Annotated in this window: 17 protein-coding genes; 7 read left to right on the top strand and 10 right to left on the bottom strand. The window is 71.6% G+C overall.

Annotation, left to right across the window (positions count from 1 at the left end; translation table 11 throughout):
- Nucleotides 1-58 precede the first annotated feature (58 nt).
- Entirely contained in the window at nucleotides 59-3,361 is a 3,303-nt protein-coding gene (locus ACZ6CV_RS00100; RefSeq protein ID WP_469248337.1) for a S8 family serine peptidase, read from the bottom strand.
- A 255-nt stretch (nucleotides 3,362-3,616) separates the two neighbouring features.
- Here ACZ6CV_RS00100 and ACZ6CV_RS00105 point away from each other — a divergent pair, with 255 nt between their 5' ends.
- The gene (locus ACZ6CV_RS00105; protein WP_469248338.1) at nucleotides 3,617-4,087 is read left to right on the top strand and encodes an NUDIX hydrolase; all 471 of its coding nucleotides are present in this window, start codon (nucleotides 3,617-3,619) and stop codon (nucleotides 4,085-4,087) included.
- 256 nt (nucleotides 4,088-4,343) lie between these two features.
- Nucleotides 4,344-6,140: a TIGR03767 family metallophosphoesterase gene (locus tag ACZ6CV_RS00110; protein WP_469248339.1), complete on the top strand. Its 1,797-nt coding sequence runs from the start codon at nucleotides 4,344-4,346 to the stop codon at nucleotides 6,138-6,140.
- Nucleotides 6,141-6,156: 16 nt separating this feature from the next.
- Here ACZ6CV_RS00110 and ACZ6CV_RS00115 read toward each other — a convergent pair whose 3' ends face one another.
- Both ACZ6CV_RS00115 and pepN read right to left on the bottom strand, forming a co-directional pair.
- Nucleotides 6,157-7,200, bottom strand: coding sequence for a hypothetical protein (locus ACZ6CV_RS00115; protein WP_469248340.1), 1,044 nt, complete (start codon nucleotides 7,198-7,200; stop codon nucleotides 6,157-6,159).
- A gap of 239 nt (nucleotides 7,201-7,439) precedes the next feature.
- Nucleotides 7,440-10,016 carry an aminopeptidase N gene (gene pepN, locus ACZ6CV_RS00120; RefSeq protein ID WP_469248341.1) on the bottom strand — a complete coding sequence of 859 codons (2,577 nt, stop codon included), beginning with the start codon at nucleotides 10,014-10,016 and terminating at the stop codon, nucleotides 7,440-7,442.
- A gap of 159 nt (nucleotides 10,017-10,175) precedes the next feature.
- On the opposite strand from pepN, the gene ACZ6CV_RS00125 reads away from it, so the two are divergent.
- Nucleotides 10,176-10,817: a mycothiol-dependent nitroreductase Rv2466c family protein gene (locus ACZ6CV_RS00125; protein ID WP_362369206.1), complete on the top strand. Its 642-nt coding sequence runs from the start codon at nucleotides 10,176-10,178 to the stop codon at nucleotides 10,815-10,817.
- A gap of 155 nt (nucleotides 10,818-10,972) precedes the next feature.
- On the opposite strand, the gene ACZ6CV_RS00130 is transcribed toward ACZ6CV_RS00125, so the two are convergent.
- The 3 genes from ACZ6CV_RS00130 to ACZ6CV_RS00140 form a co-directional block, all read right to left on the bottom strand.
- Nucleotides 10,973-11,623: a superoxide dismutase gene (locus tag ACZ6CV_RS00130; RefSeq protein ID WP_358776033.1), complete on the bottom strand. Its 651-nt coding sequence runs from the start codon at nucleotides 11,621-11,623 to the stop codon at nucleotides 10,973-10,975.
- Between the two features lie 213 nt (nucleotides 11,624-11,836).
- The gene (locus ACZ6CV_RS00135) at nucleotides 11,837-13,258 is read right to left on the bottom strand and encodes an amino acid permease (protein WP_469248343.1); all 1,422 of its coding nucleotides are present in this window, start codon (nucleotides 13,256-13,258) and stop codon (nucleotides 11,837-11,839) included.
- Nucleotides 13,259-13,393: 135 nt separating this feature from the next.
- Nucleotides 13,394-14,809 carry an amino acid permease gene (locus ACZ6CV_RS00140; protein WP_469248344.1) on the bottom strand — a complete coding sequence of 472 codons (1,416 nt, stop codon included), beginning with the start codon at nucleotides 14,807-14,809 and terminating at the stop codon, nucleotides 13,394-13,396.
- A 262-nt stretch (nucleotides 14,810-15,071) separates the two neighbouring features.
- Here ACZ6CV_RS00140 and ACZ6CV_RS00145 point away from each other — a divergent pair, with 262 nt between their 5' ends.
- Complete coding sequence (locus tag ACZ6CV_RS00145) at nucleotides 15,072-15,650, top strand: biotin transporter BioY (RefSeq protein ID WP_469248345.1); 579 nt, start codon at nucleotides 15,072-15,074, stop codon at nucleotides 15,648-15,650.
- A gap of 28 nt (nucleotides 15,651-15,678) precedes the next feature.
- Here the strand turns inward: ACZ6CV_RS00145 and ACZ6CV_RS00150 are convergent, their stop codons facing one another.
- Together ACZ6CV_RS00150 and ACZ6CV_RS00155 are read right to left on the bottom strand one after the other, a co-directional pair.
- Complete coding sequence (locus ACZ6CV_RS00150) at nucleotides 15,679-16,941, bottom strand: FAD-binding oxidoreductase (RefSeq protein WP_469249573.1); 1,263 nt, start codon at nucleotides 16,939-16,941, stop codon at nucleotides 15,679-15,681.
- A 314-nt stretch (nucleotides 16,942-17,255) separates the two neighbouring features.
- Nucleotides 17,256-18,746: an amino acid permease gene (locus ACZ6CV_RS00155; RefSeq protein ID WP_469248347.1), complete on the bottom strand. Its 1,491-nt coding sequence runs from the start codon at nucleotides 18,744-18,746 to the stop codon at nucleotides 17,256-17,258.
- 183 nt (nucleotides 18,747-18,929) lie between these two features.
- Here ACZ6CV_RS00155 and ACZ6CV_RS00160 point away from each other — a divergent pair, with 183 nt between their 5' ends.
- Both ACZ6CV_RS00160 and ACZ6CV_RS00165 read left to right on the top strand, forming a co-directional pair.
- Nucleotides 18,930-19,415 carry a ribose-5-phosphate isomerase gene (locus ACZ6CV_RS00160; RefSeq protein WP_469248349.1) on the top strand — a complete coding sequence of 162 codons (486 nt, stop codon included), beginning with the start codon at nucleotides 18,930-18,932 and terminating at the stop codon, nucleotides 19,413-19,415.
- 92 nt (nucleotides 19,416-19,507) lie between these two features.
- Nucleotides 19,508-20,320: an Fpg/Nei family DNA glycosylase gene (locus tag ACZ6CV_RS00165; protein ID WP_469248351.1), complete on the top strand. Its 813-nt coding sequence runs from the start codon at nucleotides 19,508-19,510 to the stop codon at nucleotides 20,318-20,320.
- Nucleotides 20,321-20,329: 9 nt separating this feature from the next.
- Here ACZ6CV_RS00165 and ACZ6CV_RS00170 read toward each other — a convergent pair whose 3' ends face one another.
- A complete protein-coding gene (locus ACZ6CV_RS00170; RefSeq protein WP_469248353.1) occupies nucleotides 20,330-21,559 on the bottom strand; it encodes a GNAT family N-acetyltransferase in 1,230 nt (409 codons plus the stop codon).
- Nucleotides 21,560-21,710: 151 nt separating this feature from the next.
- Here ACZ6CV_RS00170 and ACZ6CV_RS00175 point away from each other — a divergent pair, with 151 nt between their 5' ends.
- Nucleotides 21,711-22,895 carry a PP2C family protein-serine/threonine phosphatase gene (locus ACZ6CV_RS00175; RefSeq protein ID WP_355808235.1) on the top strand — a complete coding sequence of 395 codons (1,185 nt, stop codon included), beginning with the start codon at nucleotides 21,711-21,713 and terminating at the stop codon, nucleotides 22,893-22,895.
- Between the two features lie 28 nt (nucleotides 22,896-22,923).
- Here the strand turns inward: ACZ6CV_RS00175 and ACZ6CV_RS00180 are convergent, their stop codons facing one another.
- Nucleotides 22,924-24,132 carry a cation:proton antiporter gene (locus ACZ6CV_RS00180; protein WP_469248355.1) on the bottom strand — a complete coding sequence of 403 codons (1,209 nt, stop codon included), beginning with the start codon at nucleotides 24,130-24,132 and terminating at the stop codon, nucleotides 22,924-22,926.
- Between the last annotated feature and the right edge of the window lie 96 nt (nucleotides 24,133-24,228).

Here is a 24,228-nt window from a genome sequence, read left to right on the forward strand (position 1 = left end):
CGCTGACGCGGCATCTCGGCGGGACTCCTCAAGCGCGGTCCGCCGGGGCGGACGGAGGTTACGGCGTGACCTTCTCGACCTTCACGCTGCCGCTGCCCGCGGCCGTGCCGCCCGCGTTCAGCAGGGACACCTCGCCGAAGAGCTCACGGCCCGCGGCGGCCGGAGCCTTCGCCTCGACCTGCGCGTCGACCTTCGCCGACGCGCCGTTGGCCAGCTTCACCCTCTTCGTCTCGTCGACGGTGACCTTGCCGAGCGCGCCCGAGAAGAACACGTCCCGGTAGTCGTACGCGGTCGTCCCGGACGGCACCGAGTAGCCCGTCACCTCGATCGTGTACGTACCGGCGGCGGGCTTGGTCAGGCTGACCGACTCGTCCGAGTCGCCCTCCGCCGACGAACCCACGACCACGCCGTCCTTCTTGACGGCCAGGTCCAGGTCGGCGGCGATGTCCGCGGGCGCGCCGATGGCGGCGTCCAGACGCTCCGCGCCCTCGGGCACGACCACTTCGGTGGTCTGCGTCTCCCCCTGCTTGATGCTGGGCCGCGTCGACTTCGCCGAGCCGAGCGAGCCGCCCTTCAGCTTGCCGTCGACGGCGGCGAAGTCGTTCTTCACCGTCCACGAGACGGGCGCCGGCGTGCCGACCTTCGCCTCGGGCACCGTCTGCACGGCCGGGTCGAAGGCGACGCCGAGCGCGGCGACGGTCAGCTTGTACGGGTTGTCGAGCAGCGGCGACGTACGGCGCGACTCGACCTCGATCTCCCAGACGCCGGCCTGCGGGTCCGGGTACGCCCGCAGGTCGGGGCGGCAGGTGTCGGCCGGGTTCTCGTAGTTCGGGTAGCAGACGATCGACGAGGTGGAGTCGACCGGGACGCCGTACGGGTGCACCGCGATGAAGCGGGTCTGGCTCTTGCCTTTCAGGCCGCCGAGGGCGACCTCCAGGGACTTGGCGCCCTGGGGCACGGTCACGAAGTAGGACTTCGTGCTGTTGCGCTGCGTCGAGCCGGACGCGGTGAAGGTGTACGCCGGCTCGGCGAGCGGCGCCGAGACGACGACGGTCGACATGATCTGCTGGTCGACGCCCTCGGTGCGCTCGTCGTCGACGGTGAGGATCGCGCTGTGCAGCCCGGCCGACTTCGCCTTCGCCTGGACCTTGACGGTGACCGGCTTGTTCAGGCCCAGCGTCACGTCACCCTTGCCGAGCAGCTTGAAGGTGCCCTCGTGGTTGTTGACGAGGTCGAGCTCGTGACGGATGCCGCGGTTCGGGCCCGAGGTGCGGGTGACCGTGACGTCGTACGTCCGCTTCTGGCCGGTCCTCAGGCCGCCCTCGCGGTCGTAGATGCCGGTGCCGGGCTTCTTCAGCTCCTGGTCGAGGGCGGTGTCGACGGGGGCCTGCACCGTGTACGTGTGCGCGGTGGCGTCGTCCTCGATGGACTTCCAGGCGTGCACGATGTCGATGAGGCCGGTGCCCTGCGCGTACGCCTGCTCGCCGGGGATGTGGCGCGCGGTCGAGGTCAGCGCGGTGCGCAGCGCCGCCGGGGTGAGGTCGATCTTCTCGCGCTTGGCGGCGGAGAGCAGCAGCGCCGAGGCGCCCGCGGCCTGCGGGGACGCCATCGAGGTGCCCTGCAGCATCGAGTAGCCGGCCGGCAGCCGGTACCCGGCCTCGGCGACCGGGGAGCCCGGCAGCCAGGTCTGGGTGGTGTTGATGGCCGCACCGGGCGCGGAGATGACCGGCGCGAAGCCGCCGTCCTCACGCGGGCCGCGCGAGGAGAACGGCATCATCGCGTACTTCTTCCGCACGACCGAGCCGTAGTTGGCGGCCCAGGTCTCCTTGGAGATGGCCGCGCCCACCGAGATGACCTTGTCGGCGAGGCCGGGGTCGCCGATGGTGTTGGCGCCGGGGCCGGAGTTGCCCGCGGAGATCACCAGCTGCACGCCGTAGGTGTCGATGAGGCGGTTGTAGAGCTCGGCGCGCGCGTTGTTGCCGTCGTTGAGCGCAGGGAGGCCGCCGATCGACATGTTGACGATGTCGACGCCGCGCTTCGTCACGAGGTCGATCATGCCCTCGGTGAGCGCGACGTTGGTGCAGCCGCCGGTCCAGGTGCAGGCACGCGAGGAGACCAGCTTGGCGCCGGGCGCCGCGCCGTTCATCTTGCCGCCGAACAGGCCGTTGGCCGCGGTGATGCCCGCGACGTGCGTGCCGTGCTCGGACTCGATGACGCCGATGTTGACGAAGTCGGCCTTCTTGCCGACCCAGTCGCCGCCGTACGGGTCGGTCGGCACGTCCTTGCGGATCTCGACGACGAACGGGACGCGCTCGGCGACGTCGGTCGCCGGGTCGTCCTTGCCGAAGTAGGCGACCTGGTGGTCGTCCTTGTACGGCTTCATCGGCTTGTCGTCGGTGAAGTCGTTGTCGTCGTCCAGGTCGACGCGGACCGTGCCGGACGCCGGGTCGTACAGGACGCCCCAGCTGTCGGTGGTGTCGCCGTCACGGTTGAGGTCGCCCTTGGCGTCGCCGCCCGCGGTGGCCGACTCACGGAAGCGGTTGACCTGGAAGGAGCCCGCCGGGGACTTCCACGTCTCGCCGTCCCAGGTGAAGACGGGGCCGGTGACGGGGTTGGTCATGCGGCGCCAGGTGCCGTCCGCGTCCACGATCGGGTCGGTCGCCGTCACCCAGTCGGTGATCTTGCGCTCGCCCGTGGTGGTCTTCTTCAGCGCCGGGTGACCCAGGTCGATGCCGGAGTCGAGGATGCCGATGGTGACGCCCCGGCCGTCGGCCTTGCGGTGCTTCTGCACGAAGTCGACGGCGCCGGTCTCGGCGGACGGGTTGTACGGGTTCTTCGCCGGGGTCCTCCTGCCCGGTCCCGGATACGTGCCGTGCGCCGCGGACTCGGCGCCCTTGGCGCGGTCGGCCGCCGGGGTGGGGTCGTCCAGTTCGATCTCGTGGCGCAGGTCGATGGCGTGCACCGACGACAGCGCGGCCGCGGACTTGATCGCGGCGTCCGCCGCGCCGGTCGGCACGGTCGCGCGGACGTAGCCGAGCTTGTCGTAGGTGCGGCCGACCGAGCCGCCCTTGACGGCGTCGAGCCGGCCGGCGACCTGCTCGGTGGCGCCGGGCGCGGTGGCGACCATCATGGTGACGGTCTTCTCGCCAGCCGCCTCGGCGTTGGCGAGCAGTTCGGCGTCGGCCGGACCGAGCTTGCCGGCCGCGGACTTGGGCGCGGGTACGGGGGACGGGGTGTCGTCCGCCGCGAAGGCGAGGGGTGCGGCCCCGGTCGCGCAGAGCGCGGCGGTGAGGCCGACGGCTATCGCGAGGCGGGGCGCGCGTCTCGCGCTCGTACCGGAACGGGAACTGGATCTGGGCATCGGCATCCCTGCGTGAAGGTCGGGAGGAGGGTCGATACCGGACCGGAGACCGGGAAGTTCCGGAATCCGGGGCCGGATGACCGCTCAGCCTTACGCAAGTGACAGCTGTTTGGGGAGAGTTGTCCGAGCTGTGATCAGGGCGTGACGCATTCCGCCAAGCGCCATGGGGGACAGATGAGTTCATAGCCGGACATGACCCGAGGACGTCACCCGTAATGGGCCGCGGACAGCCGCACAGGCCCTAGCGTCGACCGGATGCAGAAAGAACTGAGGGTGGCGGCCTACGCCGTGTGCGTACGGGACGGCCGGGTCCTGCTGGCCCGCTGGGTGGCCGGGGACGGCGCCAGGCGCTGGACGCTGCCCGGCGGCGGCATGGACCACGGCGAGGACCCGTACGACACCGTCGTCCGGGAGGCCGACGAGGAGACCGGATACGTCGTCGAACCGATCGCCCTGCTCGGTGTCGACTCGCTGCGCCGCCGCTACCCGCGCCGGCTCGGCGCCGTCGCCGACTTCCACGGGCTGCGGCTCGTGTACGAGGGACGCGTCACCGGCGGCGCCCTGCGCCACGAGGTCGACGGGTCCACCGACCTCGCCGCCTGGCACCCGCTGACGGCCGTGCCGGACCTCGACCGCGTCGGTCTCGTCGACATCGGCCTCGACCTGTGGCGCACCCGCCCCGCCAGCGGCCACCTTCCCGGCCCCCGTCCCGACGGGGAGCGCTGACCCCGTACCCCGCCTCCCCTTCCCCGCGAGGTGAACACGGAGTGACCGCTTCCTCTCCGGCCGGAGAGGACCGCGTGACCGCGCAGGGTGCCGGGTGATCCACGTACGGTGATCGGCGTCGCGCGTTGCGGCCTCGTTCACGCACAGGTCACCCCCGCTGCCAACGATCCAGTACGAGCGGGAAGTTCGCCGGCCGCACCAGGGCCCGGGCCTCCCGCGACCACTGCCGACGCGTTCGCACCCGGGGAGACCGCGCATGCCGCGCATACGCTCTGTCGCCACCGCAACCGCCACGGCCGCAGCCGACGCGGCCTCCACCGTCACCCGCCTCGACCGCCGCGCCTTCCTCGCCGCCACCGGCGCCGTCACCGTCTCCGCCGGCGTCGGCTACGCGCTGGGCCCCGGCGCGGGCTCCGGCAACGCCGCGCCCGCCGGCCGCGCCACCGTCCCGCGCTCCCGGCCCGCCCCCGCCGCGCCCCTCGCCCCGTACAAGAACGGCACCACCCTGCTCACCGCCGCCGCCCCGCGCGGCACCACCGGTTACCGTCGGCTGGGCGACGGGCCCGCCTGGCCGCGCGTCGTCCGCGGCGACCTGGCGCCCGCCCGGGCGGGCCGCGAGGGGCGGCGCACCGCGCTCGCCGCCTTCGTGCAATTCACCGACCTGCACCTCGTCGACGTCCAGCACCCGCTGCGCTACGAGTATCTGCGCGCCCAGACCGCGAGCGCCTGGCGGCCCCACGAGTCCCTGTCGGTGGCCGGCGCCGTCGCGCTCGTCGAACGCGTCAACGCGCTGCGCGGCGCCCCCGCCACCGGCGCGCCCCTGCACTGCGTCGTGACCACCGGCGACAACACCGACAACAACTCCCGGTCCGAACTGGACTGGTTCCTCACGGTGATGAGCGGCGGCCGCATCACCCCCAACACCGGCGACCCGCGCCACTACGAAGGCGTGCAGGCCAGCGGTCTCGCGCTGTACTGGCACCCGGACGACGCCCTGCGCGACGCCGACAAGCGGCGCGGCTTCCCGCGGCTGCACGGCTTCCTTGACGCCGCCGTCCGCGAGGTCAACAGCCCCGGCCTCGGCCTGCCCTGGTACTCCACGGTCGGCAACCACGACGCCCTGCCCGGCGGCTGCTGGGCGCCCCGGGACCCGTACTTCACCGAGTTCGCCACCGGCGGCCGGAAGCTGATGTCCCTGGACGAACAGCGCGGTGCCGCCCTCTGGAAGGCGGTCAAGAAGGGCCGCGACCCCAAGGGCGCGCACTTCAAGGAGCTGCTCAAGAGCGAGGCGCGGCGGATGAGGAGCGTCACGCCGGACGCGTCCAGGGCGCCGTTCACCCCCGCCGAGTACCTGCGGGCGCACCTCGACCCGGCCCACCAGGGCCACGGCCCCGTCGGCCACGGCTACACCGAGGAGAACCTCGCCGCCGGGACCCAGTACTACTCCTTCCGCGTCAGCGACGACGTGCTCGGCATCAGCCTGGACACCACCGACCCCGGCGGCCACTACGAGGGCTCCCTCGGCACCGCCCAACTGCGCTGGCTGGAACGGGAACTCAAGGCCAACGAGCGGCGGGCCGGCGGTCCTTCGTACGTCGTGGTCCTCAGCCATCACACCAGCAGGACCATGCGCAACCTCCGCGACGACCCGGGGCACCCCGGCGAGCGACGGCACGGCGGCGAGGAGATCGTCGAACTGCTCGGCCGCCACCGCTCCGTCCTCGCCTGGGTCAACGGCCACAGCCACAAGAACGCGATCACCCCGCACGCCACCCCGCACGGCTCCTTCTGGGAGATCTCCACCGCGTCGCACATCGATTTCCCGCAGCTCGCGCGGGTGGTGGAGATCAGCGACAACCACGACGGCACGGTCTCCGTCTTCACCACCCTCATCGAGTCCGCCGCCCCGCACCGCACGGACTTCACCGACCTCTCCCAGACGGGCCTCGCCGCGCTCTACCGCGAGTTGTCCTTCAACGCCCCCGGCGCACGGCCCACGTTGGGCGGCGAGCCCGGCGACAAAAACACCGAACTGATCCTCCGCAAGGGGTGAAGACGGCCTCGCCGCGCTACCTGGGCAGCACCACGACATACGCCGCCGGGTCGCGGTCGACCGACGCCATCAGCGCCGTCCGCACCACGGTGGCCTGCTGCTCGACGGAGTCCCGCAGTTTCTTCGGCGTGACGTGCACGACGGTGATGCCGAGCCGCTCCAGATGCTCGCGCTTGCGGACGTACTCCGACCAGAGGGCGTCCTCGTCCTGGCGCGGGGCCCGGGTGTCCAGCTCCACGGCCACGGCGTGGTCGGGCCAGTAGGCGTCGACGCCGCCGAGGTGCGGGCCGCCGGGCAGCCGCAGATCGACGTTCCACAGCGGGTCGGGCAGCCCGTGCTCGGCCACCATCCGGTACAGCCGGTCCTCGGCGATGGCCCGCCCCTCGGCGAGCAGCGAGTCGACGGCGTCCACCACATGCGGCCGGGTGAGCAGCCGCGCGCCGTTCAACTCCCGTACGATCGCCGCCGGTTCGCAGTGCCCGCCGCGCACCGCCTCGGTGAGCAGCCGCCGCACCGCGCCCGCCTCGGCGAGCTGCGCCACGGCGTCGGCGAGCGCCCGCGGCACCGGCGCCACCGGAACTCCCGTGATCTGCTGCGAGGTCGGCATCGCCTGAGCGCGCACGAGCCGCGCGAAGCTCACCGAACGCAGCCGCCGGGTGCGCGGCACCAGCACGTCGATGTGGTTCAGGGAGAGCAGCGGGGGAGCGGACGAGAAGTCGTGCAGGGCGAGCGCGGCGAGCCCCGTGATCATCGCGTCCGCGTACGGTGCGTGCGGCTCGCCCGCGCGGGGCTGGGCGGGCACGGCCCTGGCCGGAGGGGCCGGCGGCCGCCCCGCGTACAGCAGCGCGCCGTGCAGCCGCTCCTCGCTGGTCGGCGGGCCGGGGTGCAACAGGCAGACGCCCGGCAGAAGTTGCTGCCACGGTCCGCCGGGCCTGCAGTGGGCTCCGGCGTCCGCCGCGGAGATGCCGTGCTCGCCGAGCTGGGCGGTGCTCATGACGCGCAGCTGGGCGTCGGCGAGGTGCGTGAGGGGAAGGGGGGAGAGCGGGGTGTTGTGGTTCATGACCCGGTCGTTCCCGCGCCCGACCGCCGCGCTAACCGCTGTTACACGCCCGTCGACAAACCCGGACAAGCTCGCCCTAAAGCACGGGCGTTCGACGACCGATGGGCACCGGCCCGGCCCACGGTCGCTGACCTGCGGCGGGGGCCGGAACGGCGGGGTGGAGGGGGAGGGAGCGGGGCGGCGGCCCCGCGAAGACCGCCGCCCCGCTCACCACGCCACTACGTCACCACGTCACCGCTCTAGCGCGCCGCCGCGGCGTCGCACGCCTGGGCCCGCAGCGAGCGGGCCAGGTCGTCCCTGGCCTCCAGGACGAGCCGGCGCAGTGCGGGCGCGCTCGCCTCGTGCCCGGCGAGCCACTCGTCCGCCGCGGCCAACGTCGCCTCGTCGCCCTGCAGATGCGGGAACAGGCCCCGCACCACGTCCATGCCGATCTGGATGGACCGCTCGGCCCACACCCGCTCGATGGCGTCGAAGTACCGCGCGGCGTACGGCGCGACGAGCTCCCGCTGGGACGGCTGGGCGAAGCCCGAGATGGTCGCCTCCACCAGGGCGTTGGACAGCGCGTCCGACTCCACCACGGCCGCCCACGCCTGGGCCTTGACCGCCGCGGAGGGCCGCGCGGCCAGGCACCGCACCTGGTGCCGCTTGCCGGACGCCGTGTCGTCGCGGGCCAGCTCCGCCGCCAGGACGTCCTCGCCCGCGACGCCGTGCGCGGTCAGCGGGGCGAGGAAGGCCCAGCGCAGCTCCTGGTCGACGTCCAGGCCGTCGATCTTCGCGTTGCCCGCCAACAGGCCCTCGAGCAGCTGGAGATCGGCCGCCGAGGACGCCACCGTGGCGAAGAACCGCGCCCACGTCAGCTGGTGCTGGCTGCCCGGCGCCGCGATCCGCAGCTCCCGCAGCGCGCCCTCGGCGAGCGTGCGGGCGCCCTCCTCGCGCCAGCTCGGGGCGGCGTAGTGGGTGAGGGCGGAGTTGGTCCAGGCGTGCAGCATCTGCAGGACGCCGATGTCGCTCTCCCGCCCGGCGAACCGGAGCACCGACGCGATGAAGTCGCGCGCGGGCATCAGGCCGTCCCGCGTGAGACTCCACAGCGCCGACCAGCACAGGGCGCGGGCCAGCGGGTCGGTGAGGTCGCCGAGGTGGTCCCGCAGCGTCGCGAGGGAGTTCTCGTCGAAGCGGATCTTGCAGTAGGTCAGGTCGTCGTCGTTGACCAGGACCAGCTCGGGCGCCTCTTCGCCGGCCAGCTCGGCCACGACCGTGCGCGGCCCGTCGACGTCGACCTCCGCGCGGGCGTACCGCTCCAGGTCGCCGGCGGAGGTGCGGCGGTACAGGCCGACGGCCACGCGGTGCGGGCGCAGCTCGGGGTGGGACTCGGCGGCCTCCTGGAGGACGGAGAGCTCGGTGATGCGGCCCTCCGCGTTCAGGATGACCTGCGGGGTCAGGGAGTTGACGCCCGCCGTCTGCAGCCACGCCCGGGCCCAGCTCGTCATGTCGCGCCCGGAGGTCTCCTCCAGGACGGCGAGCAGATCGGCGAGGGTCGTGTTGCCGTACGCGTGCCGCTTGAAGTAGCGCCGCGCGCCCTCCAGGAACGCCTCCCGGCCGGCATAGGCGACGAGCTGCTTGAGGACGCTCGCGCCCTTGGCGTACGTGATGCCGTCGAAGTTGAGCTTGGCGTCCTCCAGGTCATGGATGGTGGCCGTGACCGGGTGGGTGGAGGGCAGCTGGTCGGCGCGGTAGGCCCAGGCCTTGCGGTTGTTGGCGAAGGTGATCCAGCCGTTGGTGAAGCGGGTGGCCTCCACCAGCGAGAAGCAGCCCATGAAGTCGGCGAAGGACTCCTTCAGCCACAGGTCGTCCCACCACCGCATGGTGACCAGGTCGCCGAACCACATGTGCGCCATCTCGTGCAGGATGACGCCGGCCCGGCGCTCGTACGACGCCTGGGTCACCTTGCCGCGGAAGACGTACTCCTCGCGGAAGGTCACCATGCCGGGGTTCTCCATGGCGCCCAGGTTGTACTCCGGCACGAACGCCTGGTCGTACTTCCCGAAGGGGTACGGGTAGTCGAAGTTGTCGTGGAAGAAGTCCAGGCCCTGCTTGGTGACGAGGAAGACGTCGTCCGGGTCGAAGTGCGGGGCCAGGCCCTTGCGGCACATCGCGCCGAGGGGGATCTCCAGGCGGGTGCCGTCCGCGAGGACGCGCTCGTAGGAGTCCGTCACGTAGTGATAGGGGCCGGCGACGACCGCCGTGACGTACGTCGAGATGGGCTTGGTCTCGGCGAACCGCCATACGCCGTCGACGAGTTCGCCCACGCCGTTGGACCACGCGGTCCACCCGTCGGGCACCTGCACCTGGAAGCGGTAGGTCGCCTTGAGGTCGGGCTGCTCGAAGTTGGCGAAAACACGGCGCGCGTCCGCCGGCTCGTACTGCGTGTAGAGGTAGACCTCGCCGTCCTCGGGGTCGACGAAGCGGTGCATGCCCTCGCCGGTGCGGCTGTAGACGCACTGGGCGTCCACCACCAGTTCGTTCTCCTCGGCGAGGTCCTCAAGCGCGATCCGGGCGCCGTCGAAGACCTCGGAGGGGTCCAGGTCCTTGCCGTTCAGCGAGACCGCGGTGACGCTCGGCGCGATCAGGTCGGCGAAGGTCGTGGCGCCCGGATCGGCGCTGCGGAAGCGGATGGTGGTGACCGAGCGGAACGTGCGCGGCTCCTGACCGCTCTCGCCGATCGCCGACCGCAGGTCGAGGAAGACCTCGTAACCGTCGACGGAGAGCAGCGCGGCCCTCTCGCGGGCCTCGTCGCGGGACAGATTCTCACCGGGCACGGGCGGCACTCCTTTGTGACTCGCATGTCTGTGATTCGCCTGACTCGTACGAATGTCTACGATCCTCGCATGCGCCGTCTGCGCCCGACATCCGGGAATGCCCTGGTGCGCCACCGACGTTTCCCCGGCCAGATGCGAACGGATTCCCTAGGGAGAGACATGTCCGAGAACGGCAGCAAGACCCCCGTCGACTTCTGGTTCGACCCGCTGTGCCCCTGGGCCTGGATGACGTCCCGCTGGATGCTGGAGGTCGAGAAGGTCCGTGACGTGGAGGTCCGCTGGCATGTGATGAGCCTGGCCGTCCTGAACGAGGACAAGCTCGACGATCTCCCCGAGGAGTACCGCGAGATGCTGGAGACGAAGGCCTGGGGCCCCGTCCGCGTGGTCATCGCCGCCCAGCAGAAGCACGGCGACGAGGTCCTCGGCACGCTGTACACCGCGCTCGGCACCCGTTTCCACAACCGTGGCGAGGGCCCCACCCGCGAGGCGGTCGTCGGCGCCCTGGCGGACGCGGGCCTGCCCGCCGACCTCGTCGAGTACATGGACTCGGACGCCTACGACACGGAGCTGCGCGCCTCCCACAAGGAAGGCATCGACAAGGTCGGCCAGGAGGTCGGCACGCCGGTCATCGCCGTCCCCGGCGCCGACGGCGAGCAGGTCGCCTTCTTCGGCCCGGTCGTCACCCCCGCCCCCAAGGGCGAGGCGGCGGCGAAGCTCTGGGACGGCACCCTGCTGGTGGCCTCGACCCCGGGCTTCTACGAGATCAAGCGGACCCGCACCCAGGGCCCGATCTTCGACTGACGCCCCGGAACACCGGCGCGAACCGAAAGACCCCCGTGAGTCACGTCCTCACGGGGGCCTTTCCTTCTTCCGCCCGCCCCGGTGAAGGTTGAGAAGACGATCACGAGGCAGGGCGCTGTCGGGCTGTCACCGGGGGAGCGGACGACAGCCCTGGCTCACGGGGCGAGCAGCAGGCTGTTGACCCGCTCCTTGGCGGCGGCGTAGCGCTTGGCCACGTCCTGCCAGTTGACGACCTGCCACATGGCCTCGATGAAGTCGACCTTCTGGTTCTTGTACTGCAGGTAGAAGGCGTGCTCCCAGGCGTCGAAGACCAGGATCGGCGTCGAGCCCTGGCCGACGTTGCCCTGGTGGTCGTAGACCTGCTCGACGATGAGGCGGTTGCTGAGCGGCTCGTAGGCGAGCACGCCCCAGCCCGAACCCTGCGTCGTCGCCGAGGCCTTGGTCAGCTGGGCCTTGAACTTGGCGAACGAGCCGAAGGACTCGGCGATGGCGTCCGCGAGCTCACCGACGCCGTCGGCGGCCAGCGGCTCGCCGCCGCCACCGTCCTTGGGGCTGTTCATGTTGTGCCAGTAAATGCTGTGCAGGATGTGGCCGGAGAGGTGGAAGGCGAGGTTCTTCTCCAGGCCGTTGATGGCACCCCACGTCTCCTTGTCGCGCGCCTCCTCCAGCTGCTCAAGGGTGTCGTTCGCGCCCTTCACGTACGCCGCGTGGTGCTTGTCGTGGTGCAGCTCGATGATCTGCGGGTTGATGACCGGTTCGAGCGCCGCGTAGTCGTACGGAAGTTCAGGAAGCGTGTAAATGGCCATGAGTCCGAGCCCTCCGACTGCTGCTCTGCTGTGGTGCGCTGTTGTGTTTCTCAACTTATTGCAAGTCCTTCGCAACTGCAGGCTAACAGCAGGAGTGCCGCGAAGTTGATCAGCCCTTCGTCCTAGGTCCGAACGGGAACAGAAGCGGCGCCGGGGAGCACGAAAAAGTCCCGGACCACCCGGTCCGGGACTTCCTCGTGTCGGTCGCGGTCGCTAGACGGCCGCCGCGCGCTTCTCCGCCGCCTTCTGCCGCACGAAGCCGATCACCGCGAGCACCAGCGTCAGCGCGCCGGTGGCGAGCAGCTGCTTGCGGGTGTCCGGCTGGTCGGTCATCAGATAGAAGACGTACGCCATCGCGGCCAGCGACACCCAGGTCAGGAAGGGGAACGCCCACATCTTCACGACCAGCTTCTCCGGGGCCTCGCGCTCGGTGCGGCGGCGCAGGATCAGCTGCGAGACGGCGATGAAGATCCAGACCATCAGGATCATCGCGCCGATCATGTTGAGCAGCCAGGGGAAGACGTCGTCCGGACGCCAGTAGCTGAGCAGCACGCAGACGAAGCCGAAGACCGAGGAGGCGAGCACCGCCAGGCGCGGCACGCCGCCCGAGACCTTGCCGAGCACCTTGGGGCCCTGGCCGCGCGCGATCAGGGAGTACGACATGCGCGACGCACCGTAGATGTTGGCGTTCATCGCGGAGAGCAGGGCGACCAGCACGATGACGTTCATGATCTCGCCGGCGCCGGGGATGCCCAGGTGGTCGAGGGTGGCGACGTACGGGCCCTTGGCGACGACCTCCTTGTTGTCCCACGGCAGCAGCGTGACGACGACGAGCATCGAGCCGACGTAGAAGACGGCGATGCGCCACATCGCCGTGCGCACGGCCTTGGCGACGCTCTTGACCGGGTTCTCGGACTCGGCCGCGGCGATCGTGACGGTCTCCAGACCGCCGTACGCGAAGACGGAGGCGAGGAGGCCGATGATCAGGCCGTCCGTGCCGTTCGGCATGAACCCGCCCTCGCCGGTGAGGTTCGCGGAGCCGGGGGCGGAGACGTCGGAGCCGGGCAGGATGCCGAGGATCGCCAGGACGCCGATGCCGAGGAAGAGCGTGATGGCGCCGACCTTGAGGGCGGCGAACCAGAACTCGAACTCGCCGAAGTTCTTCACGGCCGTCAGGTTCGCGCCGCAGAACACCAGCATGAAGAGGGCCACCCACACCCACTCCGGACTGTCCGGGAACCAGCCGACCATGATCTTCGCGGCGCCGATGCCCTCCAGGCCGACGGCGACGCAGAGCAGGAACCAGAAGCCCCACCCCGCGGTGAAGCCGGCCCAGGGGCCGATCGCCCGCTCGGCGTGGACCGAGAACGAACCCGACGCCGGGTTCGCGGCCGACATCTCGCCCAGCATGCGCATCACGAGCATGACGAGCGCACCGGATATCGCGTAGGCGAGGACGATCGAGGGCCCGGCCGCGGCGATGCCCGCCCCGGAGCCCACGAAGAGACCGGCTCCGATCACTCCGCCGAGCGCGATCATGGAAAGATGTCGCTGCTTGAGGCCGTGGACGAGCGGGGAGTCGGCCTGCGGTGCTGCGTCAGGTGCTGTGTCCTGCGGGGTGGACGTCCGAGACATGGGCGTGCCCTGTTCAGTAGCCGAGACGGGGGAGAGAGCGGCCCACAGTCTGAGCGCCGGTACCGCTGACAGGGAACAGCTGACCGCTATACGGACACGACGCTCACACCTCGTGAAGGGCCACGCACAACAAGTTCACCTGTTGTTCACGTGCTTCCCGCGCCACTCCCGCAGCCCCGCCACCGCCAGCACGAGCCCCGTCGCCCCCGCCGACCACAGCAGCTGCGGCCGCGCGCCGTCGTCGGTCAGCATCAGCACGAGCACGGCGGCCATCGCGGCCAGCGCCGCCCACGTCAGATACGGGAACGCCCACATCCGAAGCACCAGCCGCTCCGGCGCCTCCCGCTCGATGCGCCGGCGCAGCCGCAGCTGCGAGACGGCGATCAGCGCCCAGACGAAGAGGAGCACCGCGCCCACCGAGTTGAGCATGTAGAGGAAGACGGAGTCCGGCCACTGGAGATTGAGCAGCACCGACACGAACCCGAAGGCGACCGAGGCGAGCACCGCCCGGCGCGGCACCCCGCCGCCGCCCACCCGCAGCAGCGCCTTCGGCGCCTCGCCGCGCTCGGCCAGCGAGAAGACCATCCGGGACGACCCGTAGAGGTTCGCGTTGAGCGCCGAGAGCAGCGCCACGAACACCACGATGTTCATGACCTGCCCGGCGGACGGCACCCCGATCGAGTCGAGGACCGTGACGTACGGGCTGACCCCGGCGCGCTGCGCCGTCCACGGCAGCACCGTCACGATGACGAGCATCGACCCGACGTAGAAGAAGAGGATGCGGTAGACCGCGCTGCGCACCGCGCGGGCCACCGAGCGCACCGGATCGTCCGACTCGGCCGCGGCGATCGTCACGACCTCCAGGCCGCCGAACGCGAAGACGACGGCCAGCACCCCGGAGACCACGCCCGACCAGCCGTGCGGCAGCAACCCGCCCTGGCCGGTGAGGTTCGCGAGGCCCACCGCGTCGGTGTCCGGCAGCACCCCGAAGACCGCGAGCAGACCGAGCACCAGGAACGCGACGATCGCGCAGACCTTCAGGGTCGCGAACCAGAACTCGAACTCGCCGAAGTTCTTCACCGAGGCGAGATTGGCCGCGGTGAACACCACCATGAAGATCAGCACCCAGGCCCACTGCGGCACCGCGGGCGCCCAGCCGTGGGCGATCTGCGCGGCCCCGGTCGCCTCCACGGCGAGCACGACCACCAGCAGGAACCAGTAGAGCCAGCCGACGCTGAACCCGGCCCAGCGGCCCAGCGCCCGCTCCGCGTGCACGGAGAACGAGCCGGACGCGGGCATCGCCGCCGACATCTCGCCGAGCATCCGCATCACGCACATCGCGAGCGCGCCCGCGATCAGATACGACACGACGATGCCGGGGCCCGCGACGGAGATCCCCGCGCCCGACCCGACGAAGAGCCCGGCGCCGATGACGCCGCCGAGCCCGAGCATCGTGAGGTGGCGCTGCTTGAGGCCGCCGGACAGCGGCTCGTTCTCGGCACCGAGAGGCCCGCCGGCGGGCGGGGCGGCCGTGGCCTGGGGGTCGTGCATGGTGCTCAACGCTGCTCTCGGTGCTCAAGGAGTTGGCAGGAACCTACAGTCTCCCCGGGCGGCGGCCCCCCGCGCAAAACGAGCCACCCACCCGCTCACCTCCGTGACGAGCGTCACGCCGCGGAAGGTGTATGGGCATCTCTTTGTGCAGAGCCCACCAAGGCCTTGCCCCCGGGTTGTCGCCCGGAGACCGTGTGGCGGCGGTCGCCCCTGGGATAGCGTCATCGCGTCCCAACCTGCCCACGCCCCCGCGGAGTCCCCGATGAGCATCGCCGCTGCCACCACCCGCCCCGGCCAGGTCCTCGCCGACCTGCTGCCCGCGTCCCGCGTGAAGGACGCCGCCCTCGTGCTCGGCGGCGCCGCGCTCACCGGGATCGCCGCCCAGATCGCGGTGCCCGTGCCGGGCTCCCCGGTGCCGGTGACCGGGCAGACCTTCGCCGCGCTGCTCGTCGGCACCGCGCTCGGCGCGGGCCGCGGCTTCCTCTCGCTCGCGCTGTACGCCCTCGTGGGCATGGCGGGCATGCCGTGGTTCGCCCAGGCGGGTTCGGGCGTCGCCGCCCCCTCCCTCGGCTATGTGTTCGGCATGCTGCTCGCCTCCACCGTGGTGGGCGCCCTCGCCCGCCGTGGCGGCGACCGCTCGGTGCTGCGCACCGCGGGCACGATGGTCCTCGGCTCCGCGATCATCTACGCGGTCGGCGTGCCGTACCTGGCCGCGGCCACCGGCATGTCGCTGACCCAGGCCGTCGCCGCCGGGCTCACGCCCTTCCTGATCGGCGACGCCCTGAAGGCGGCGCTCGCGATGGGCGCGCTGCCCACGGCGTGGAAGTTCCTCGACCGCTGAGCCGGTCGCCCCACCGGTCGCGGACCGGTCAGCCGAGGCTGTAATTCCGCCGGAAGAGGTTCGCCGGGTCGTACGTGGCCTTCAACGCGGCGAGCCTCTTCCGCGTCTCCGGGTCGTAGAGCCCCTCGGGGCGGTCGGCGCCGCCGAAGACGAAGTTGAGCGAGCGGCCCAGGGTCTGCGGCGCCACGTGCCCGAACGCCGCCGCGTGCACCGCGCGCAGGTCCGCCACGTCCACGCCGTCCACCAGCGGCGACAGGAGCCGGACCAGCCAGCCCGCCTCGCGGTAGGGCACGGCGTTGCGCGCGGGCCCGGCCAGCGCGCCGCCCAGGTGGTTGAACTGCAGGATGTGCATCGAGGCCGCCCGTGGCCCGGTCAGCGCGAGGATCTCGGCGGCCGCCGCGGTGTCGAGGTGGCCGAGGACCGCGTTGTCGCCGTAGTAGGCGTGCGGGAAGTCCGGGTCGCCGTGGATGGCGGGGCTCTCGGTGTACGGCATCTCGTGCAGCGTGTCCGAGACGGTGGGCCCGAGCTCCCGCAGCGGCGCCACGAGGCGCTCGCCCTCCGCCGCCGAGCCGGTGAACGCGACCCGGATCAGGAGGAGATAGCGGCCCTTGAGGTGCGGCGGCAGGTGCGGCAGGTCGGGGTACACGAGCGCCGCGAGCGACGAGGTCAGCTCGTCGGGCAGGGTCCGCGTCCACTCCTCGTAGCCGCGCAGCACGGCGGCCGGGTCGACCGCGGTGCCGTCGAACGTGAGGGCGCCGCCGTACAGCCGGGCGACCGGCACCAGACCGGTCTCCAGGCCGGTGACCACGCCGAGGTGCGGGCCGCCGCCGAGCAGGCCCCAGAAGAGCTCCGGGTCGTCGTCGGCCGTGACGTGGCGCGGGACGCCGTCCGCGGTGACGACGTCGACGGAGCGGACGTGGTCCGCGGCGTAGCCGAACTCCCGGCCCAGGATGCCGAGTCCACCGCCGAGCGTGTAGCCGACGACGCCCACGCCGGGCGCCGTGCCGTTCAGCGGGGCGAGCCCGTGCGGCGCCGCTGCCTCCACGACCTGGCCCCAGCGGGCGCCCGCGCCGACGGTGACGGTGCGCGCGTCGGGGTCGACCCGCACGGTGTCCATCCGCCGCGTGTTGATCAGGACGCCGCCCTCGAAGGCGCCGGGGAGGCCGTGCCCGGTGGCCTGTACGCCGACGGGCAGGCCGGCCCCGGCGGCGTACGAGACCGCGGCGACGACGTCCTCGGGGCCCGTGGCGCCGACGACGAGGTCGGGCCGCGTCGCGAAGCCGGTCTGCATGCCGGCGAGTTCCTCCGCGTAACCGGCGTCGTCCGGCCGGAACACGAGTCGCTGGGCGGTGAAGTCCACGGGAGCCTCCGTTGAGCGGCGTGCGTCTGACGAGCCGCGTGTTTCGTCCGACGGGGACAGCATCCCCCAAGGGTGTGACAGCGGGAGTCAGACCCGTCGTCGGCTCGCCCGTGACTCCACCGAAATTCCCGTGCGCCGCGAACTGCGCTGTGGCGGCAGGCGGTTGGCTGCTGCCGAGTGGCGACGCGGCGACGCCCCCGCGGTGAGGGTCGCGGGGGCGTCGTTCCTACGGGGCGTCGCGGCGGTCAGTGCTCGCCGCGGTCCGCGGTCCGAGCCGGAGGCTGCTCGACGGCGGCCCGGGGCCGCACCTTCTCCCGTACCAGCGAGAACGCGATCACGAACGCGGCGGCGAGGAGCGAGAGCAGCACCTGCTTGCGGCCCGCCTCGTCGGTGAGCATGTAGACGAGCACGAACGAGATCATCGCGATGGTGACCCACGTCAGATACGGGAAGAGCCACATCTTCACGACGAGCTTCTCCGGCTGCTCGCGCAGGATGATCCCGCGCATCCGCAGCTGCGTGAAGCTGATGATCAGCCACACGAAGAGGGCCACCGCGCCCGAGGAGTTGAGCAGGAAGTCGAAGACGGTGTCCTTCCACTGGTAGTTGAACCAGACGGCGACGAAACCGAAGACGACGGAGCCGAGGATGGCGGCCTGCGGCACACCGCGCGCGTTGGTCCGCGCGAAGGCCTTGGGCGCGTCACCGCGCTGGCCGAGCGAGAAGGCCATGCGCGACGCGGTGTAGAGGCCCGAGTTGAGGCAGGAGAGCACCGCGGTGAGGACGATGACGTTCATGACCTGGCCGGCGTGCGGGATGCCGATCGAGTTCAGCGCGGCGACGTAACTGCCGTCCTTGGTGATCGACTTGTCGTTCCACGGCAGCAGGGTGATGACGACGAAGATCGAGCCCAGGTAGAAGACGCCGATGCGCCAGATGACGCTGTTGGTCGCCTTGGTGACGGCGCGCTGCGGGTCCTCGGACTCGCCGGCGGCCAGCGTGACGATCTCGCTGCCCATGAAGGAGAAGACGACCATCAGCACACCGGTGAGGATGGCGCCCGCGCCCTTGGGCATGAAGCCGCCCGCGTCGGTGAGGTGTCCGAAGCCGTCGCCCGGGTTGTCGGAGCCGGGCAGCACGCCGAAGACGGCGAGCAGACCGATGACGACGAACGCGCCGATCGCGACGACCTTGATGCCCGCGAACCAGAACTCGAACTCGCCGTAGGAGCCGACCGAGACGAGGTTCGTGGCGGTGAGCACCAGCATCACGATGAGCGCCCAGCCCCACTGCGGGACCGCGGGTATCCAGCCGTTGAGGATCACGGCGCCCGCGGTGGCCTCCACCGCGAGGACGACGACCCAGAAGAACCAGTACAGCCAGCCGATGGAGAAGCCGGCCCAGCGGCCGAGCGCCTGGTCGGCGTAGGTGGAGAAGGAGCCGGAGGTCGGCCGTGCGGCGGCCATCTCGCCGAGCATCCGCATCACGAGGACGACCATCGTGCCGACGAGGGCGTACGAGACGAGGATGGCGGGCCCCGCCGCGGCGATGCCGGAGCCGGAGCCGACGAAGAGACCGGCACCGATCACACCGCCGATGGCGATCATGGAGAGGTGGCGGTTCTTGAGACCCGCTTTCAGGCCGTCGCCGCCATGGTCACCACTGTCGCCAGACCGCGGATCCCCAGGGGATGGGGGGTTGCTGTCTGCCTTCGCAAGGGAGGGTTGCGAGGTCATGGACGAATCCTTAAGTTCTCGGGTCACGAGCCCCCGCATTCAAACTCAGGGGTGAACGGGACGGAAGTCCTGAATCCGGATCGTTGTATTCCGACGAAAGGCCTGGACCAAGGTCCCGACCTGGGAGATCGAGGACCGCCCCGGTCGCGGCTACCCGCCGCGTGACGTGCCACACTCGGACCCATGCGCGTGTACCTCGGCTCGGATCATGCCGGCTACGAACTCAAGAACCACCTGGTCGAATGGCTCAAGAGCCACGGCCACGAGCCCGTCGACTGCGGGCCCCACATCTATGACGCCCAGGACGACTACCCGCCGTTCTGCCTGCGTGCCGCGGAGCGGACCGCCGCGGACCCGGACGCCCTCGGCATCGTCATCGGCGGCTCCGGGAACGGCGAGCAGATCGCCGCGAACAAGGTGAAGGGCGTACGGGCGGCTCTCGCCTGGAGCGAGCAGACCGCGGAGCTCGGCCGTGAGCACAACGACGCGAACGTCATCTCGATCGGTGGCCGGATGCACACGCAGGAGGAGGCGACGAAGTTCGTCGAGATCTTCCTGAAGACGCCGTACTCGGGTGAGGAGCGTCACACTCGCCGCATCGACATGCTGTCGGCTTACGAGGAATCCGGCGACCTGCCCCCGATCCCGTCCCACCACCCCCAGCCGTAGGGACCGCCACGGGGCTCCGCCCCGGACCCCGCTCCTCAAACGCCGGAGGGGCTGATTCCCAGCCCCTCCGCACCGCACCGTGAAGGAAAGTCATGCCGGAGGGGCACACCATTCATCGGCTGGCGGCCGATCACCGGGACCGGTTCGAGGGCCGTGTCGTCCGGGCGACCAGCCCACAGGGCAAGTTCAGCGACAGCGCCGCCCTCGTCACCGGGCAGGTGATGGACACCGCCGAGGCCCACGGCAAGCACCTCTTCCTCGGCTTCGCCGGCACCGGCTGGGTCCACGTCCACCTCGGCCTCTTCGGCAAGTACACCCTCGGCGAGACCCCCGCCCCGCCGCCGACGGACACCGTCCGGCTCCGGCTGCTCAACGACGCGTACCACTCCGACCTCCGCGGCCCCACCACCTGCGCCCTCGTCACGGACGAGGAGAAGCAGGCGATACACGACCGGCTCGGCCCCGACCCCCTCCGGGACGCGGACGACCCGGCGAAGGCCTACCGCCGCATCTCCCGCAGCCGCACCACCATCGCCGCCCTCCTCATGGACCAGAAGGTCATCGCGGGCGTCGGCAACGTCTACCGCGCGGAGGTCCTCTTCCGGCACGGCGTCGACCCGTATCTGCCGGGCAAGGACGTCACCGAGGAGCTGTGGGCCACCCTCTGGGCGGACCTCGTCGAGCTGATGCACGAGGGCGTGCGGCTCAACCGCATCGACACGGTCAGGCCCGAGCACACCCCCGAGGCGATGAACCGCCCGCCGCGCGTCGACGACCACGGCGGCGAGGTCTACGTCTACCGCAGGGCGAACCAGCCCTGTCACCTCTGCGGCGACGACATCCGCACCGCGGACCTCGCGGCCCGCAACCTCTTCTGGTGCCCCACCTGCCAGCGCCCCGCCTGAGGCCGTCCGCTAGAACCCGTGCGGCAGCCAGGGGGCCACGTCCGAGCCGAAGGCCACCGACGCCTCGGTCAGCGCGCCCTGGCGCAGCTCCCGCACCCGGCCCGCGGCCGCGAGCGACGTGAGGGAGACCCCGCCGAGGTAGGCGGAGCCCAACTCCCGTACGGACAGGGCGAGGTCGGGAGCGTCCTCGGTGCGCTCGCAGGAGGCGCCCTTCGCGTCGCCGGTGAGCCGCCAACGCCCCGCGTTCCAGGGGCAGAAGGCGTCCTCGACCTCGAACACCACGTCCAGGGGCGTCTGGTACGTACGTGCCTGAAGGGCCGCGCCCACCTCCACCAGCCGCACGTGCAGCGCGTCCCGCACCGACAGGTCGCAGCGGCGGACGTCGGAGACCAGCTGCAGCACCGCGTCGTCCACCGGACGGCTGTGGGCCAGCACCGACGTCGTCAGGTCGACGCCGAAGAGGAACTCCCACAGCGCCGCGTTGGCCGCCGGGTCCAGGGCCTCCAGATCGTGCAGGTGCACCACGCCCTTGGGGCCCTTCCAGTCCCAGTCGGGCTTCACGGCGAAGCGCGCGTACCCGACGAGTTCGCCCGCGCGCTCGGCGACCACGCACTGCAGCGGCGATGCGCCGTTCCGCTCGCCCGGCGGGTCGAGCAGCCGCAGCCGCTCCCAGCCCGGGCGGCGGGCCAGCATGCCCGGACGCGCCGTCACCACGCGGGCGTAGAGCGCCTCGCACGCGGCGTGGACGTCGGCGGGCTTCGCGTACCGCAGCCGTACGTCATCCGTGCCCGGCGGCAGGGACAGCCGCACCCGGGTCGTGTCGATGTCGGCCTTCAGCTGCTGGGTGGCCGCGCCGTACCCGAACCGGCCGTAGATGACCGGCTCGGACGCGGTGAGCACGGCGAGCGGCTCGCCCGCCGCGCGGACGTCGTCCAGCTGCCGCCGCATCATCGACGTCAGGATCCCGCGCCGCCGGTGCGTGGCCGCGACGCCGACCATCGTCACGCCCGCCGCTTCGGCCAGGGCGCCGCCCGGCACCGAGAGCCGGAAGGAGAACGCCCCCGCCGTCCCCACGCACGTCGCACCGTCCCAGACGCCGATCGACCGGTCGCGCTCGGTGAGCGCGCGCCACAGCTCCCGCTCCTCGGCCGACTCGGCGACACCCCCGAAAGCCAGCTCAAGCGTGCCGTACCACGCATCCCACTCGGCCTCGGCGAGCACCCGCACGTCTGTCGTCATATGCCATGAGTACCAGGGCGATACGCCCGGTGCGACAGGATTTCCACGCTCCGGACGGGCCGTCCACGGCCGTCCAGGACGCTCCTCCGACGGGGGACAACCGGGACCTCCCGTGCGAAGGGAGCGGCTCGCTGGATAAGGTCCACGAGCAATGGCGGTACGAGGAGAACGGCGCGGACGTCGCGAGCGGGGTGAGCGGCGGGCCGAGGCCGACACGTTCACGGCCCGGATGAAGAAGAGGCTGCACCGGGTCCGCATAGTGCTGCGCAAATCCGGGGTCGACTACTTCCGCGGCGACGGCTCCGACTGGGTCGCCCTGGCCGGCCTCCTGCTGACCGTCCCCGTGATCACCTGCGGCACGATCGTCAACAGCGTCTGGTGCTCGCCGGCCGCGCTCGTCCTGCCCATCGTCGCGGGCGGCCTGCTGCTGCGCCCCGCCAGCCTGCTCGGCCTGTACGCGGCGTCGGCGGTGGCCCTCATCGTGGAGTCGGTCCAGCTCGGCCCGTACCCCGAGGGCGTCTCGCGGGTCACCCCCGGCACCGTCCTGGTGGTCGCCGCCTGCGGCTTCTTCGGCCTGCTCATCGCGCAGTTCCGCAGCCGGGTCGGCGTGCCCTGGCGCGGTGGCGGCACGATGCTCTTCGACCTGCGCGAACGCATCCGGGTACAGAGCAAGCTGCCGAAGCTGCCGCGCGGCTGGCACCGCGAGATGGCGCTGCGCCCGGCCGGCGGCCAGTCCTTCTCCGGGGACTTCGTGGTCGCCGCCCGCACCAACGGCGGCCGCACCCTGGAGGCGGTGCTCACCGATGTCTCCGGCAAGGGCATGGACGCGGGGTCGCGCGCGCTGCTGCTCTCCGGCGCCTTCGGCGGGCTGCTCGGCTCGCTGCCCCCGCACGCCTTCCTGCCCGCCGCCAACGGCTATCTGCTCCGCCAGGACTGGGACGAGGGCTTCGCCACCTCCATCCACCTCGTCCTCGACCTGGAGACCGGCGACTACGAACTCTTCTCCGCGGGCCATCCGCCCGGCCTCCAGCTCAGCGCGGGCAGCGGCCGCTGGGAGGAGAAGACCGGCCAGGGCCCGCTCCTCGGCGTGTACGACGGCGCGCAGTTCGACCCGGTCAAGGGCGTGCTGCGCCCCGGCGACGTCCTGATGCTCTTCACGGACGGCCTCGTCGAGACCTCCGACCGCGACATCGCCGAGGGCATGGACCGCCTGACGGGCGAGGCCGACCGCTATGTGGCGGGCGGCTTCCACGGCGCGGCCTGGCACCTCATCGAAGCGGTGGCGAAGGACGTGAACGACGACCGCGCGCTCCTGCTGATCTGCCGGGAGGCGTGAGCCCCGGCGGCTCGGCGGGTCGGGCCGGCTAGGGTGCGCTGCCCTCCCGGGCCCGTTCGGCCTGCTCCGGGGTGCCGCCACCGGCTGCGAGCGCGGGACCCGAGCCGCCCGGCAGCACCCGCGCCAGCCACTCCGAGCGGCCCGCCGCCAGGGGGCCCAGGACTGCGAGCAGCAGGACGTACCCCGCGATGAAGGGGGAGAGGCGGTCGTCGAGGCCCGCGCCCGCCGCCATCGTGGCGAGGATCAGGGCGAACTCGCCGCGGGCCAGCAAGGTCGTGGAGATGTTCGCCGCCGGGCCCGCCCCGAAGCCGTACACGCGGGCCGCGCCGAGTCCGGCCAGGACGTTCATCGCGAGCGTCACCGCGACCGCCGCGAGCACCGGCCACACCACCGCGGGCAGGTCGCCGGGGTCGATGGAGAGGCCGAACGCGAAGAAGAAGATCGCGCCGAACGCGTCCCGCAGCGGGTGGACCAGTGCGCGGATGCGGTCGCCGGACGCCGTGCTGCCCAGCATCAGACCGACCATGAACGCGCCGATCGCGTCGGCGACACCGAACCACTCGGAGACCCCGGCCACGAAGACGGCGGCGCCGAGGAAGGAGATGACCAGGAGTTCGTCGTCCCGGGTGTCCATCAGCCGCCCCACGGCCTTGGTGCCGAAGCGGGCCGCGAGCGCGAGCAGCAGCAGGAAGCCGAAGGCCTTGCCGCCGTCCAGGACGGCGGCCGAGAGGCTGTCCGCGCCGGACAGGATCGGCTGCAGCGCCGCGAGGTAGAGGGCCAGGAAGATGTCCTCGACGACGATGATGCCGAGGATCGGCTTGGTCTCCGGATTGCCGAGCCGGCCCGTGTCGACCAGGACCTTCGTGACGATCGCCGAGGACGAGATGCCGAGCACCCCGGCGAGGACCAGCGCTTCGGAGGTGCCCCAGCCGAGCGCGAATCCGAAGCCCAGGCCGGCGCCGACGTTCAGGGCGAGGTAGGTGCCTCCGGCGAGGGCCATCTTGCGGCCACCCGTCTTGAGGTCGTCCAGATGGAACTCCAGGCCCAGGTAGAAGAGGAGCAGGACCAGGCCGAGCGCGGAGAGCATCTCCAGGTCGTGGGGGTCGGAGACCAGGACGACGCCGGGGGTGTGCGGGCCGAGGAGGATCCCGGCCAGGATGAAGAGGGGGATGGTGGGGAGTCCGATGCGACCGCCGAGGCGGGCGAGGACGGCGGCGGCGAGAAAGGCGCCGCCCATGGCTATCAAGGTGTCTGCGTGTCCGATGGGCCCGTTCCTCCCGTGGGGATGGCGTGGACGATGGCGAGGAAGATCGCACGTGAGTTGGCAAAGGAA

It is taken from the genome of Streptomyces sp. NPDC041713, from assembly GCF_055591085.1.

Excerpts from the sequence above, each read along its gene's own strand:
- ACZ6CV_RS00140 (WP_469248344.1), bottom strand. The coding sequence starts at position 14,809 with ATGCACGACCCCCAGGCCACGGCCGCCCCGCCCGCCGGCGGGCCTCTC.
- ACZ6CV_RS00165 (WP_469248351.1), top strand. The coding sequence starts at position 19,508 with ATGCCGGAGGGGCACACCATTCATCGGCTGGCGGCCGATCACCGGGAC.
- ACZ6CV_RS00130 (WP_358776033.1), bottom strand. The coding sequence starts at position 11,623 with ATGGCCATTTACACGCTTCCTGAACTTCCGTACGACTACGCGGCGCTC.
- ACZ6CV_RS00170 (WP_469248353.1), bottom strand. The coding sequence starts at position 21,559 with ATGACGACAGACGTGCGGGTGCTCGCCGAGGCCGAGTGGGATGCGTGG.
- ACZ6CV_RS00125 (WP_362369206.1), top strand. The coding sequence starts at position 10,176 with ATGTCCGAGAACGGCAGCAAGACCCCCGTCGACTTCTGGTTCGACCCG.
- ACZ6CV_RS00145 (WP_469248345.1), top strand. The coding sequence starts at position 15,072 with ATGAGCATCGCCGCTGCCACCACCCGCCCCGGCCAGGTCCTCGCCGAC.
- ACZ6CV_RS00150 (WP_469249573.1), bottom strand. The coding sequence starts at position 16,941 with ATGCAGACCGGCTTCGCGACGCGGCCCGACCTCGTCGTCGGCGCCACG.
- ACZ6CV_RS00180 (WP_469248355.1), bottom strand. The coding sequence starts at position 24,132 with ATGGGCGGCGCCTTTCTCGCCGCCGCCGTCCTCGCCCGCCTCGGCGGT.
- ACZ6CV_RS00175 (WP_355808235.1), top strand. The coding sequence starts at position 21,711 with ATGGCGGTACGAGGAGAACGGCGCGGACGTCGCGAGCGGGGTGAGCGG.
- ACZ6CV_RS00105 (WP_469248338.1), top strand. The coding sequence starts at position 3,617 with ATGCAGAAAGAACTGAGGGTGGCGGCCTACGCCGTGTGCGTACGGGAC.
- ACZ6CV_RS00135 (WP_469248343.1), bottom strand. The coding sequence starts at position 13,258 with ATGTCTCGGACGTCCACCCCGCAGGACACAGCACCTGACGCAGCACCG.
- ACZ6CV_RS00110 (WP_469248339.1), top strand. The coding sequence starts at position 4,344 with ATGCCGCGCATACGCTCTGTCGCCACCGCAACCGCCACGGCCGCAGCC.
- ACZ6CV_RS00160 (WP_469248349.1), top strand. The coding sequence starts at position 18,930 with ATGCGCGTGTACCTCGGCTCGGATCATGCCGGCTACGAACTCAAGAAC.
- ACZ6CV_RS00115 (WP_469248340.1), bottom strand. The coding sequence starts at position 7,200 with ATGAACCACAACACCCCGCTCTCCCCCCTTCCCCTCACGCACCTCGCC.
- ACZ6CV_RS00100 (WP_469248337.1), bottom strand. The coding sequence starts at position 3,361 with ATGCCCAGATCCAGTTCCCGTTCCGGTACGAGCGCGAGACGCGCGCCC.
- ACZ6CV_RS00155 (WP_469248347.1), bottom strand. The coding sequence starts at position 18,746 with ATGACCTCGCAACCCTCCCTTGCGAAGGCAGACAGCAACCCCCCATCC.